Below are 12,941 nucleotides of genomic sequence, written 5' to 3' on the forward strand. Positions count from 1 at the left end.
CACCCCGACCGGTACTGCTTACTTGCTCAGCGCGGCGACGCCGGCCTGGGCGATCTTCTCGTCGATGTCGCCGGAGGGGGCGCCGGCCACACCGATGCCGGCGATCGGGCCGCCCTTGGCGGCGACGGGGGCGCCGCCACCGAGGAAGAGGGTGCCGGGGATGTCCTTCAGGGTGGGCGCGGTCTCGAGGCGCTTGACCAGCTCGGACGTCGGGGCGTTCCAGGAGACGGCGGTGAACGCCTTCTTCTCGGCGGCCTCGTAGGACTGCGGGCCCGCACCGTCGCCACGCATGGTGAGGATGGTGTTGCCGTTGCGGTCGACGACGGCGATCGAGACGCGCTGGTTCTGCTTCTTGGCCTCGTCCAGGGCGGCGTCCGCGGCCTTCGCGGCGGCCTCGATGGTGAGGTGGTTCGTCTGCATGACGTTCTTGTTGGCGGCCTCGGCCGGCTTGTCGGCGGCGGAGGCGGACACGGCGCCGAAGGTGCCGGCGGCCAGGGTGGCGGCGACAGCGGTACCGGTCAGAACGCGGGTGCGCAGCGAAAGCTTCTTCATGGTGAGCTCCTGAGAGTCGGGGTGAGGTGCCTCGGTGGCTCGCTCTGAGATCAATCCTGGGCCCGGAACCGGGGCCGGACGGTCGACGTACCGGCTCCTGTCGGACCGCGGGACGGCGTACGCCCCCGTCAACCGATCGGTTGACGCAGGGCGGGACCTTTGGGGTCACGATGGAAGGGTCGAAAGGAGTGCCCGGTGCGAAAAGAGCAGGTCAGCGGCGTGACGGACCGTGCCTCTGACGGGCGGGCCGACCGCGGCGCGGACCACGACCCGGACGCCGGCTGGCTGGCCCGGATCATGCACATCACCTTTTTCGCGCTGCTCGGCGCCTCCCTGGTGCGCTTTCTCCTACGGCATCCCGGCGAGTCCCGGACGCCGTGGATCATCGCGTTCAGCGTCCTGCTCGCGCTGCTCTACGTCCTCGGGCCCGCGCTCGGCGCCCGGCCCACCCCGCGCTGGCTGCTCTGGCTCGGGGCCGTGGTCGGGGTCTGGGTGGTCCTGGTGCTGCTCGCGCCCAGCTTCACGTGGTGCGCGGTGCCGCTCTTCTACACAGGGCTGCGCACCCTTCCCGTACGGCCGGCGCTCAGCCTCGTCGTCCTGCTCACCGGGTTCGTGGTGGTCGCGCAGATGCGTCTGGCCGAGGACTTCGACCCGAATCTCCTGGTCGCGCCGCCCGCGGTCGCGGCGCTCGCGGTCGCCGTGTTCGTCCATATGCGGCGCCAGTCCGAGCGGATCGCCGCGATCCAGCGCCGCGAGGGCACGTTCGCGGAGCGGCAGCGGCTCGCCATGGAGATCCACGACACCCTCGCGCAGGGCCTGTCCTCGCAGCGGATGCTGCTCCAGGCCGCGGACCGCGTCTGGGAGACGGATCCGGACAAGGCCCGCACCCATGTCCGTACGGCGGCCTCCTTCGCCGAACGCAACCTCGCCGAGGCCCGCCGCTTCGTGCACGACCTCGCCCCCGCCGAGCTGGCCGAGGGCGGCGGTCTCGCCGCGGCCCTCACCGCGCTGGCCGAGCGGTCCACGACCGAGACGCTCGCCGTGCGCTGCCGGGTCGAGGGGCCCGTGCGGCCGCTGCCCGACCGCGTGGAGTCGGCGCTCCTGCGGATCGCGCAGGGCGCGCTCGCCAACATCACCGAGCACTCCGGGGCCTCGGCCGCCGCGCTCACCCTCACGTTCCTCGACGACCAGGTCGTCCTCGACATCGCGGACAACGGCCGCGGCTTCGATCCGGCGGGAATCACCCCGAGCGGCGTACGCGGGCACGGCCTGCCGGCGATCCGGGCACGGGCGGGGCAGCTGGGAGGCAGCCTCACCGTCGAGTCCGCGCCGGGGGAAGGGACCGTCCTGTCGGCGGCGATTCCGTTGGAGCATGGATCGTGAATGCTGTTCCTGTTGACACCGTGACCGCCTTGGACACCGCACAGACCGCCTTGGAGCACCGCCCATGACCGAGACCGAGAACCCGTCCATCCGTGTGCTGCTCTGCGACGACCATGTCGTCGTGCGCGCCGGCCTGCTCGCGCTGCTCGACAGCGCGCCCGGGATCGAGGTCGTCGGGGAGGCCGGCAGCGGCGAGGAGGCGGTGGCGCTCGCGGAGAAGCTGCGGCCCGATGTGGTCCTGATGGACCTCCAGCTGGGCGCGGGCATCGACGGCGTCGAGGCCACCCGGCAGATCGCGCCCACCGGCGTGCACGTCCTGGTCCTCACCACGTACGACACGGACGCGGACATCACGCGGGCGATCGGCGCGGGCGCTACGGGCTATCTGCTGAAGGCCGAGCGCCCCGAGGAGCTCTTCGCCGCGATCCACGCGGCGGCCGAGGGCCGCACCACGCTGTCGCCCCCGGTGGCCAGCCGCGTGATGGCGCGGATGCGCAGCCCGCAGCCGACGCTGACCGAGCGCGAGCTGGAGATCCTCGGCCAGCTCGCGCAGGGCCTCGGCAACCGGGACATCGCCCGCGCCCTGTTCATCAGCGAGGCCACGGTCAAGACCCACCTGGGCCGCATCTACGACAAGCTCGGCGTGGACACCCGCGCGGGCGCGGTGTCGGTGGCGAAGGAGCAGCGGCTGCTCGGGTGAGGGCCTGCGGGTGAGGGCCTGCGGGTGAGGGCCTGCGGGTGAGGGCCCGAGGGTGAGTCCGGTGGTCCCGGGCGTGGGACGATCGCGTACGTGCTCGACATCGGCTACGCCCTCTCCACCCGTTTCCCGGACCCTCCACAGCTGGACTACCGCCGCGCGGACGTACGCACGCTGCGGCACGACCTGTTCTGCGGGGACGTCTATCTCGCGGACACGGACAAGGACGAGGAACTGTCCACAGTCTGGGGATGGGTGCCGGTGCTCGACTTCGCGTGGGCGCTGTGCGACATCGTCGAGCGGCTCGACGAGGACCCGATGGGCAGCCGCGCCGCCCGCCCCCAGTACGCCGAGCTCGACTTCACCGAGTCCTCCGACCGGCTGCTCTTCGAGCGCCGCTTCGGCTGGGTTGAGATCGAGGCGGAGTGGCTCCCGGCCGACACCCCGCCGCTGACCTTCTCGCACTCGGTGCTGCGCCGCGAGGCCCGCGACTTTCTGCAGGACGTGGTGGCGGATCTGGTGGATCTGCACGACGACCTGGGTGAGAACCCGGTCATCTGGGATCTGCTGTCGCGCTATCCCCGGGTTTGAACTCCCTTGGCGGTACGGGCCGTTGGGAGTTCTTGCGCTCCGGTCAGGAGTGGCAGTCCACGCACACCACGTACGCGTCGGGGTCGAGCCCGTCGAGGTAGGCGCTGACGCGCTCCGCGTATGCGGCCTCCGTCCCGTCGGTCGCCTCATCGCCCCACGGCCGCTCGATCCACTCGCCCTCCAGGGTGAGCAGCGCGGCACCGGCCACCGCCTCGTCGCGCGCCTCGCGCACATAGGCCGTGCGCCCGGCGGCGAAGCGGGCCGTCAGGTCACCCGGCGGCAGCTCGGGCACCGCGGCCGCGGCCGCCACGGCGGGCTGCGCCCGGTAGTCGCGCCGGGCGTCCTCCATGCCGTACCCCTCGGGGTCGACCTCGTGCCGGGTCAGGAAGTGCCGGAACGGGCGCGCCTCGGGCAGGCCCCGTACCGTCGCCTCCCACAGGTCGTACAGGGCGGCCGCCTCCTCGCCCCGCCTCGCACGTGCGGCGTCGAGGTCGAGCAGGCCCACCGGTCCGCCGTCGCAGGCCAGGGGTTCGGCGGGCTCTCCCTCGTTGGCCCAGGACCGCTCGCCCGTCACCAGGCGCGGGTCGCCGTCGGCCTCCGGCCGGTGCAGGAAGTAGCCGCACCAGCGGCCCCCGATCTGGTACCAGTCGAACTCGGCCTGCGGGCTGTAGGTCACCACGCGGTAGGCGCGCCCGTCCTCGTCGAGCAGCATCGGGGACTCGCCGGGGTAGGCGCGGTTGTACGACTCGGCGATCTGGGCCCAGGTGGTGGTCGCGGGCAGCTTCTGGTCCCGGACGGTCCAGTGCTCGTGCGGCTGCCCCGTCTCGTAGTCACGCCACGGGTCGACCTCCGTGTACAGGCAGTACGGCATGAGGGCGGCCGCCACCGCGCTCTCGATGTCCTCGGGCCGGGTGTCCGGTGGCAGACAGACGAGCACCACGGAATGCATGACCGTTCGTTCCCTTCGGGTGGGTGGGGCGGGCAAGTCGGGGCGGACTGCGGGTCCTAGCCCTCGACCCGCACCCCGATCGCCGCCGCGAACACCGGTGCCAGATCCAGCAGTTGGGCGGGCGAGATCGTCGCCCCCGAGAGCCGGTCCACGCCCCGTGCGATGTCCAGCTGACCGCAGCGCCGCAGATCGACGTCCTTCATCCGGGCGCCGGTGAAGTCGGCGGACTTCAGGGCGCAGTCGATGAACTCGACGCGTTCGAGCGAGGACCCGCCGAAGTCCGGCTCGGCGAGCACGACCCCTTCGAAGACCACGTCCCGCAGCCGCGCCTTGCGCAGATTCAGGTAGTCGATCTTTCCGCCCCGCACGACCACCCTCTCGAGGACCGCCCCGTGCAGCTGCACCCCGCCCATGCGCGCGTCGAGCATCTCGACATCCCGCAGCGACGCGTCCGCGAGGTCGGTGCCGACGCCCCGTACTCCCGAGAGCCGCGTATCGATCAGCCGCGCGTGCTTGAGCCCCACCTCGTCGAGCGCGCAGTCCTCGACGAGGCAGTCCATGAACCGGGCGCCCGGCGCGTCCTGCCCGGCGAAGTCCTGTCCGCGCAGGGCGACTCCGTCGTAATCCCCGTCGGGTTCGAGACCGCCCTGGAACTCGGCCAGTTCGGGCAGTCGGAACTCGGGCCGCCGGGCCCCGGTCGTGGTCGGTTTGCGCGCCATGGCTCCATGCTGGCGCACACCACTGACAACGGGCCGCGGCGGCCCGGCGGCTCACGGCTCCAGGACCACCTTGCCGACCGTCCCCCGCTCCTGCAGCGCGCGGTGGGCGGCGGCCGCCTCGGCCAGCGGGAAGCGGGTGACCGTGGGGCGCAGGACGCCCTCGGCGGCGAGGGCGAGGGCGCGGTTCTCCAGGGTGCGGACCGGGTTGTCGCCGCCCGCCTTCTCCATCATCGCCGGGCCGAGCGAGACCACCGACTCCACGCCCCGCGCGGCCAGTTCCCCCTCCGCGAACTCGACCGGACCGCCGCCGAGCCCCGTCTCGGTCCAGCCGAAGACGACATGCCTGCCGCCCCTGCCGAGCAGCCCGACCGCCGTACGGCCGGTCTCGCCGCCCACCCCGTCGAAGACGACGGTCGCGTGGCGGTCCGCGCCCAGGAACGCCCGTACGACAGAAGGCCATTCGGGGTCGAGATAGTCGACGGCCAGGTCCGCGCCGTTCTCCCGTACGAGAGCGGTCTTGCGCTCACCGCCCGCGAGGCCGATCACCGTGGCGCCCTTGGCGACCGCGTACTGGACGAGGAAGGTGCCGAGGCCGCCCGCCGCCGCGGGGATCACGACCACCGAGTCCTCGTCCAAGTCGGCGAACTGGACGATGCCCATCGCGGTGCGTCCGGTACCGATGAGGGCGACGGCCTCGGCCTCGTCGAGGCCGGCGGGGATCTCCTGGAGGCGGGTGGCGTCCACGACGGCGAGCTCGGCGTAGCCACCGGGGGCGAAGCCCAGGTGGGTGACGACGCGCTTGCCGAGCCAGTCCTGCGAGGTCCCCTCGCCCAGCGACTCGACCACGCCCGCGACCTCGCGGCCGGGGATGGTCGGGAGCTCGACCGGTGCGGGGGCCGGGCCGGCCTTGATGCCCTCGCGCAGGGCGGTGTCCAGGAGGTGCACGCCGGCGGCGCGGACGCTGATCCGTACCTGGCCCGGGCCCGGCTCCGGGTCGTCCGTCTTCTCGTACGTGAGGTTCTCGGCGGGGCCGAAGGCGTGGAGGCGGATGGCGTGCATGGTGGGCTCCCCGGGTTCGTGGTCGGTGTGGCCGGCGTGGTGCCCACTGTTCAACCTCGAGTTCGGTTGAGGTCAAGGGGGTGGGAGGCGGGGCGGACGGGGGGCCGGGCAGGTGGGGGCAGGGGCTCGGGAACCCGGGGCTCAAGCCGCCCGCAGCCGCCGCATCCCCAGCCGCTCCACCGCCTGCCCCGCCGCCTCCACCGCACTGTTGAACGACACCTCCGACAGGACCCCCGGCGCCGCCACCTGGTCCCCCGCCAGATACACCCCGTCGCCCCGGTCCACCGAGGGCCGGTCGCGCCAGGTCGTGCCCGGCAGGTCGACCGCTCCCGTGCGGCCGGCCGCCAGGGCCTCGCGGCGCCAGGTGACGCGGTCGCGCCAGCCCGGGAAGCCCAGGTCGAGCAGCTGCTCGGCGCGGGCGAGCGCCGTGGCGCGGGGCTCGTCGGGGGCGAGCGGGATCTGGCCCTGGATCAGGGACTCGCCGCGCGGGGCGAGCGAGCGGTCCTGGGCGGTGAAGCGCTCGATCCAGCCCGGGGTGTCGAGGTCCGAGACGATGAAGGCGTCACCGCGGCGGCTGCGCAGACCGAGGTCGATGAGGGCCGTGCGGCCGCTCTCCCAGCGCAGCGAGTCGTCGTCGAGGAGCCGGCGAGCCGCATCGAGGGAGGTGGCCACGATCACCGGCCCGTCCTCGGGGAGCTCGGTGAGCCGTGAGGCCGTTTCGATACGGACGCCCAGGTCCCAGGCGTGCGCGGCCATCCGGTCGATGACCGAGGACCAGCCGCCGACCGGGTAGTGCGCCTCCGGGGGCAGCTTGGTCGCGCGCCGCAGCCGCTCGTGCACGAAGCGGGCGGAGAGCGCGCCGGGGTCGTGGTGGAAGAGCGCGACCGCCGCGTAGTGGGCGGCGGCGCGGGCGCCCTCGTCGCCGGCCTCTTCGGTGGCCCAGGTCAGGAAGTCCCGTTCCACCGGGGCCTGTTCGACGCTTCGGCGCAGCAGCTTGAGCATCGCGAGCGGTGGCGTACGGCGCAGGGCTCCGTCATGGCGGAAGCGGAAACGCGCGCCTTCGAGCGGCGGCACCGCCGCCATCCGCCCGAGCAGGCCGCGCTGCTTGAGCCAGGCCCAGTGCGGGCCGCCGTTGTAGAGCGCGTGCGGGCCCTCGTTGGTGCGGTACTGCCCGGTCACCGTCGTACGGGCGCGGCCGCCGAGTGTGTGGTGCGCCTCGTGGACGACGACCCGCGCACCCGACTCGGCCGCCGTGATCGCGGCGGTCAGTCCGGCGAACCCGCCGCCGATGATGGTGATGTCCTGCCCCATGGCCATGACCTGCACTCTCCTCGCTAGCGACTGCTGTCCTCCGTACCGACGGACGGGGCCCGCCGGAATGTGACATCGCCGCCGCACGAGACGCGGCATTAGCCCATTTGTGTTGTTCTGGAGGTTATGAGCAAGACCACGGACCAGAGCACCGCGGACCGGACGTGCCCCGACCCCACCCGCTGGTGGGGCCTGGTGGTGATCGCGCTCGCGCAGCTGATGGTGGTGCTCGACGCCACGATCGTGAACATCGCCCTGCCCTCCGCCCAGGCGGATCTCGGGATGTCCGACGCCAACCGGCAGTGGGTGATCACCGCCTACACGCTGGCCTTCGGCGGTCTGCTGCTGCTCGGCGGCCGGATCGCGGACCTCATCGGCCGCAAGCGCACCTTCGTGATCGGACTGGTCGGCTTCGCGCTCGCCTCCGCGCTCGGCGGTGCGGCGACCGGTTCCGGGATGCTGTTCGCGGCCCGCGCCCTGCAGGGTGTGTTCGCCGCGGTGCTCGCGCCCTCCGCGCTGTCGCTCCTGACCACGACGTTCACGGACCCCAAGGAACGCGGCAAGGCCTTCGGCATCTACGGCGCCATCGCGGGCGGCGGCAGCGCGATCGGTCTGATCGCGGGCGGTCTGCTCACCGAGTACCTGAACTGGCGCTGGTGTCTGCTCGTGAACGTGCCCATCGCGGTCGTCGCGGTGATCGGCGCCTTCATGTTCCTGCACGACCGCGAGGGCCATCACGAGGCGAAGCTGGACGTCCCCGGTGTGCTGCTCGGCTGCGGCGGTCTGGTCGCGATCGTCTACGGCTTCAGCGAGGCGCAGCCGCGCGGCTGGTCGGACGCCCTGGTGCTCACCCTGCTGTTCGGCGGTGTGGCGCTGCTCGCGGTGTTCGTGTGGTGGCAGACCAAGGCCGCCAAGCCCCTGCTTCCGCTGCACATCATCAAGGAGCGCAACCGGGCCGGCTGCTTCCTCACCATGGGCCTGGCGACGATCGGTATGTTCGGCCTGTTCCTGTTCATGACCTACTACCTGCAGGTCATCCTCGGCTACTCGCCCGTCAAGACGGGCCTGGCCTTCCTGCCGATGACCGCCGCGATCATCGTCGGCTCCACGCAGATCGCGGCCCGTCTGATGCACCATGTCGCGCCGCGGATCCTGATGGTGCCCGGCATGCTCCTCGCCACGGGCGGCCTGATCATCCTCACCGGCCTGACCGTGCACGCCGAGTACGCCACCCATGTCCTGCCGGCGATGCTGCTGCTCGGTCTCGGCATGGGCCTGGTGTTCATGCCGGTGATGGCGACGGCCACGCAGGGTGTCGCACCCCAGGACTCCGGCGTGACCTCGGCGACCGTCAACACCTCGCAGCAGGTGGGCGGTTCGATCGGTACGGCGCTCCTGAACACCATCGCGACCTCCACCTCCGCCACGTACATCACCTCGCACCTGGCCGACTCGGCCCGCGAGAGCGGTCAGCCGCCGACCGAGCAGATGAAGCAGCTCATCGGCGCGGAGGGCATCGTGCACGGCTACACGGTCGCGATCTGGTGGGCCGCGGGCATCATGCTGCTCGGCGCGGTGGTCGCGGGCCTGATGGTCACGGCCCGCGCCCCGCGCCACGACGTACCGCCAGAGGACCACGCGGAGGCGGAGGCGAACACCGGGGTGGTTCTCTAGACGCCCAACTGTCGTGATCTAGCTGCCTAGTTGCTTGAGCGCCTCGTCCGTCAGCCGGTACACCGTCCACTCGTCCTGCGGACGCGCGCCGAGGGACTCGTAGAAGGCGATCGACGGGGCGTTCCAGTCGAGGACCGACCACTCCAGGCGGCCGTAGCCGCGCTCGACGCAGATACGGGCCAGCTCGGTCAAGAGCGCCTTGCCGTGGCCGCCGCCGCGGGCCGCGGGGCTCACGTAAAGGTCCTCCAGGTAGATGCCGTGCACGCCGCGCCAGGTCGAGAAGTTGAGGAAGTACACGCAGAAGCCGACGGGCTCGCCCGAGGCGTCGTCCTCGGCGATCAGGCTGTACGCGGCGGGCTGGTCGCCGAAGAGCGCGGTGTGCAGCTGCTCCTCGGTGGCGTTGGCCTCCTCGGGCGCCTTCTCGTACTCGGCGAGCTCGCGGACGAACCGGTGGATGACGGGGATGTCGGCAGGGGTGGCTGTGCGAATCATGCGCGCACGCTAACCCGCCGCTCCAGGATCAGCCGTCCGATTTCCAGCTGCTGAGACTGGAACTCGCTGTCGTGGAACTCCTCGTCCTCCAGCGCCCACAGCGAGTTCTGCAGCACCCGGCCGAGGGTCCAGGCCGCGGCCCGCTGCCGGTCGAGGCCGAGGGTCTCGGTCAACAGGTCGAAACGCCACAGGACTTCGGCCGGATCGTAGAGATTGTCGAGCGCCGGCATCAGGTCGAAGCCGGGGTCGCCGGCCAGCGGCTTGGGGTCGATGGCGAGCCACGGTTCGCGCTCGGCGGCGAGGATGTTGTCGAAGTGCAGGTCCCAGTGGAGGAGCCGGTCGCCGGGCTCGTCGACGACCTCGCGCACCTGGGAGGCGCAGGCGAGCACCAACTGCCGGTCGTCCTCGCCCAGTTCGCGTACGGCATCGGGCGTCGCGTCGAGCATCTTCCGCGCGCTCGCCTCCAGCGTGCGCAGCCCGGGCGGCGCGGGCACGGCGGTGAGCCGGGCGAGGAGTCCGGCGAGGATACGGGTGGCCTCGCGGGGGTCGTCGAGGGACGACAAGTGCCGTGTCTCGTCGAGGCGTTCGAGCAGCATGGTGTTGGTGGCCGCGTCGTGGTCGAGGAGCCGTACGGCGCCGTGCCCGTCCCAGGCCCGCAGCCCGACGGGCTCGCCCTCGCTCTCCTCGTCGAGGAGCTGCAGCTTCAGGGCGGCCGGGGTGCCGTCCGCGCGCTCGACCGGAAGCACGAGCGAGGCCATGCCGTACATCGAAGGACCGGTGCGTTTCAGCTCCCAGCGCTCCAGGAAGTCGGCGGCCCGCCGCGGCAGCGCGGCGATGAAGGCACGGCCCGCCTCGCCGTTGTACTTGATCTGGGTGGTGGCCAGCTCTTCGGGGACTTCGATGTCGGAGTGGATCACTGTTCGATCGTACGAAGAGGAGGCCGCGTAGTCGCGCGGATATACCCGTCCCTATGCGGACTGCAGCGCCTTGGTGAACCCGTCGGCCGTGAAGAGCCCCTCCTGGGTCTCGACCTTCTTGCCGTCGATCAGGATCGCCGGGGTGCCGCGCTCGCCGCTCGCCTCGAAGGCCTGCTCGGACTTCTTCACCCAGTCCTTGTACGTCATGTTCTCGACGGCCTTGTCGAAGGCGGCGCCGCGCAGCCCCTTCACCTGGTCGGCGATCTTCAGCAGGTGCTCGGTGCTGTAGGCGCCCGCGCTGCCCTCCTGCGGCTGGCTCGCGTAGAGCGCCGCGTGGTACTCGGCGAACTTGCCCGCGTCGAGGGCGGCGCGCAGCGCGTTGGCGGCGCGGGTCGAGGCGCCTTCGGTGCCCTGGTCGAGGAAGGAGGCGACCGTGTACTCGGCCTTCGCCTTGCCGTCCCTGACCGCCTTGGCGAGACCCTCGCCGCCGCCCGTCTCGAACTTCGCGCAGAACGGGCACTGCGGGTCGAGGTACACCTTCACCGTGTGCGGGGCGTCCGCCTTGCCCACGACGACGGTGGTGCCGTCGTCGGCGAGCTTGGCGGGCAGCCCCGTGAAGAGCTCGGCGTCGGCGGCGGGCTTGGCCGCGAGGGCGGTGTCCGCGGCGCCGTTCCCGGCCGACGAGCAGGCGGCCGCGGACGCGCCGAGCGCGGCGACGGCGGCGAGCGTGACGATCGCACGGGTACGCCTGCGGGCGGGCGCGGCGCTTCCGTTGCTGCGTACGGGCATGATCCAGACCTCCGGGACGTGGGTTCCGGAGAGAAGACGGCCGCGGGCCGCACCTCGTTACGGGGCGAAGGTCCCCTGCCCTGCGGCCATCGGTCCCCGTCCTGTCACCACCACGGCCCCCTCCCTGCCGTCGCCGGCCCTCCGTCCGCTACCTTCCCGCCATGAGCGCGTCAGAAGGCAGGGCGAGGACGATGGACACGGTGAACGGCGGCATCTCCTTCTGGTACGCGGACCAGAGCGCGGGGGCGCCGCGCGAACCGCTGGCCGGCGACGCGAGCGCCGACGTGTGCATCGTGGGCGGCGGATACACCGGCCTGTGGACGGCGTACTACCTGAAGAAGGCCGCGCCCTTCCTGCGGATCACGGTCCTGGAGCAGAAGTTCTGCGGGTACGGCGCGTCCGGCCGCAACGGCGGCTGGCTCTACAACGGCATCGCGGGACGCGACCGGTACGCGGCACGGCACGGCAAGGAGGCCGCGGTCCGCCTCCAGGAGGCGATGAACGCGACGGTCGACGAAGTGATCCGGGTCGCGGCGGAGGAAGGGGTGGACGCGGACGTCCACCACGGCGGTGTCCTCGAAGTGGCGTACACGCCCGCCCAGTTGGCGCGCCTGAAGTCCTTCCACGACGCCGAGCTCTCGTACGGCGAGAAGGACCGCCTCCTGCTCGGCGCGCGCGAGACGGCCGAGCGGATACGGATCGCGGGCGCGGTCGGCTCCTCGTGGACCCCTCACGGGGCGCGCATCCACCCGGTGAAGCTGGTCACCGGGCTCGCCCGCGTGGTCGAGGAACTCGGGGTGGTGATCCACGAATCGACCCCGGTGACCGAGATCCGCCCGAAGCACGCGGTCACGCCGTACGGCACGGTGCGTGCGCCGTACGTCCTGCGCTGCACGGAGGGGTTCACGGCGGCGCTCAAGGGCGAGAAGCGCACCTGGCTCCCCATGAACTCCTCGATGATCGCGACGGAGCCGCTCTCCGAGGAGCAGTGGTCGCGGATCGGCTGGGAGGGCCGCGAGACGCTCGGCGACATGGCGCACGCGTACATGTACGCCCAGCGCACGGCGGACGGCCGGATCGCGCTCGGCGGCCGCGGGGTCCCGTACCGCTACGGCTCGCGCACGGACAACGACGGCCGTACACAGCCGTCCACGATCGCCGCACTCCGCGAGATCCTCATCCGCTTCTTCCCCTCCCTGGCCGGTGTGCGCGTGGACCACGCCTGGTCGGGCGTCCTCGGCGTGCCCCGCGACTGGTGCGCGACGGTCACGCTCGACCGCTCCACGGGCCTGGGCTGGGCGGGCGGCTACGTCGGCTCGGGCGTCGCCACGGCCAACTTGGCGGGCCGCACCCTGCGCGACTTGGTCCAACAGGACTCGGGCCAGGCGGGCCCGACGCCCCTCACGGACCTCCCCTGGGTCGACCACAGGGTCCGCAAGTGGGAACCGGAGCCGTTCCGCTGGATCGGAGTGCAGGGTCTGTACGCGGCGTACCGGGCAGCGGACCGCCGCGAGGCGTCGTCGAACGCGGCGACGTCGGACTGGATGGCCCGGTACGCGGACAAGTTGAGCGGACGGTAATCCAGCCGGTCCGGCAATCCCGGCCCCTGCGGCGGCGGGGTCTGGGGGCGCAGCCCCCAGAGGGGGCCTGGGGGCAGAGCCCCCAGTGGGGGCAAGGGGCGAAGCCCCAACAGGGGGGGTGCAGGGGGCGAAGCCCCCGCGGGCCCACCCACCCTGGGGCTCCGTCAACGGGTTCCGGGGCGCAGCCCCACCCCCAGCCCCTGCGGCGCTTGAGCAGATCCGAACGCA

General features: G+C 72.2%; 13 protein-coding genes. 5 read left to right on the forward strand and 8 right to left on the reverse strand.

Annotation, left to right across the window (positions count from 1 at the left end):
- Positions 1–18 precede the first annotated feature (18 nt).
- A complete protein-coding gene (locus H9Y04_RS28890; RefSeq protein WP_187816990.1) occupies positions 19–552 on the reverse strand; it encodes a GlcG/HbpS family heme-binding protein in 534 nt (177 codons plus the stop codon).
- Between the two features lie 195 nt (positions 553–747).
- Between H9Y04_RS28890 and H9Y04_RS28895 the strand changes: the two genes are divergently transcribed.
- The 3 genes from H9Y04_RS28895 (at position 748) to H9Y04_RS28905 (ending at position 3,223) form a co-directional block, all read left to right on the forward strand.
- The gene (locus H9Y04_RS28895; RefSeq protein WP_438818160.1) at positions 748–1,935 is read left to right on the forward strand and encodes a sensor histidine kinase; all 1,188 of its coding nucleotides are present in this window, start codon (positions 748–750) and stop codon (positions 1,933–1,935) included.
- Between the two features lie 64 nt (positions 1,936–1,999).
- Positions 2,000–2,635 (forward strand): response regulator, encoded by a 636-nt coding sequence (locus tag H9Y04_RS28900; RefSeq protein ID WP_187816991.1) that lies wholly within the window; start codon positions 2,000–2,002, stop codon positions 2,633–2,635.
- A gap of 90 nt (positions 2,636–2,725) precedes the next feature.
- Positions 2,726–3,223 carry a hypothetical protein gene (locus H9Y04_RS28905; protein ID WP_187816992.1) on the forward strand — a complete coding sequence of 166 codons (498 nt, stop codon included), beginning with the start codon at positions 2,726–2,728 and terminating at the stop codon, positions 3,221–3,223.
- Positions 3,224–3,266: 43 nt separating this feature from the next.
- Here the strand turns inward: H9Y04_RS28905 and H9Y04_RS28910 are convergent, their stop codons facing one another.
- From H9Y04_RS28910 to H9Y04_RS28925, 4 genes are all read right to left on the reverse strand, one after another.
- Complete coding sequence (locus H9Y04_RS28910) at positions 3,267–4,172, reverse strand: hypothetical protein (RefSeq protein ID WP_187816993.1); 906 nt, start codon at positions 4,170–4,172, stop codon at positions 3,267–3,269.
- Between the two features lie 56 nt (positions 4,173–4,228).
- The gene (locus tag H9Y04_RS28915) at positions 4,229–4,891 is read right to left on the reverse strand and encodes a pentapeptide repeat-containing protein (protein WP_187816994.1); all 663 of its coding nucleotides are present in this window, start codon (positions 4,889–4,891) and stop codon (positions 4,229–4,231) included.
- A 51-nt stretch (positions 4,892–4,942) separates the two neighbouring features.
- Complete coding sequence (locus H9Y04_RS28920) at positions 4,943–5,950, reverse strand: zinc-binding dehydrogenase (protein WP_187816995.1); 1,008 nt, start codon at positions 5,948–5,950, stop codon at positions 4,943–4,945.
- 141 nt (positions 5,951–6,091) lie between these two features.
- Positions 6,092–7,267: an FAD-dependent oxidoreductase gene (locus tag H9Y04_RS28925; RefSeq protein WP_236071580.1), complete on the reverse strand. Its 1,176-nt coding sequence runs from the start codon at positions 7,265–7,267 to the stop codon at positions 6,092–6,094.
- 120 nt (positions 7,268–7,387) lie between these two features.
- Here H9Y04_RS28925 and H9Y04_RS28930 point away from each other — a divergent pair, with 120 nt between their 5' ends.
- The gene (locus H9Y04_RS28930) at positions 7,388–8,935 is read left to right on the forward strand and encodes an MFS transporter (RefSeq protein ID WP_187816996.1); all 1,548 of its coding nucleotides are present in this window, start codon (positions 7,388–7,390) and stop codon (positions 8,933–8,935) included.
- Positions 8,936–8,953: 18 nt separating this feature from the next.
- Here the strand turns inward: H9Y04_RS28930 and H9Y04_RS28935 are convergent, their stop codons facing one another.
- From H9Y04_RS28935 to H9Y04_RS28945, 3 genes are read right to left on the reverse strand one after another with little or no spacing between them, the layout of a single operon-like run.
- A complete protein-coding gene (locus H9Y04_RS28935; RefSeq protein ID WP_187816997.1) occupies positions 8,954–9,427 on the reverse strand; it encodes a GNAT family N-acetyltransferase in 474 nt (157 codons plus the stop codon).
- Positions 9,424–10,344, reverse strand: a complete 921-nt coding sequence (locus H9Y04_RS28940) for an aminoglycoside phosphotransferase family protein (RefSeq protein WP_187816998.1) — start codon at positions 10,342–10,344, stop codon at positions 9,424–9,426. The genes H9Y04_RS28935 and H9Y04_RS28940 overlap by 4 nt, the downstream gene beginning before the upstream one ends.
- Positions 10,345–10,395: 51 nt before the next feature.
- Entirely contained in the window at positions 10,396–11,133 is a 738-nt protein-coding gene (locus tag H9Y04_RS28945; RefSeq protein WP_187816999.1) for a DsbA family protein, read from the reverse strand.
- A gap of 191 nt (positions 11,134–11,324) precedes the next feature.
- On the opposite strand from H9Y04_RS28945, the gene H9Y04_RS28950 reads away from it, so the two are divergent.
- Complete coding sequence (locus H9Y04_RS28950) at positions 11,325–12,713, forward strand: NAD(P)/FAD-dependent oxidoreductase (RefSeq protein WP_187817102.1); 1,389 nt, start codon at positions 11,325–11,327, stop codon at positions 12,711–12,713.
- The last annotated feature ends 228 nt before the right edge of the window (positions 12,714–12,941 follow it).

It is taken from the genome of Streptomyces polyasparticus (assembly GCF_014493765.1).
Classification (GTDB): domain Bacteria; phylum Actinomycetota; class Actinomycetes; order Streptomycetales; family Streptomycetaceae; genus Streptomyces; species Streptomyces polyasparticus.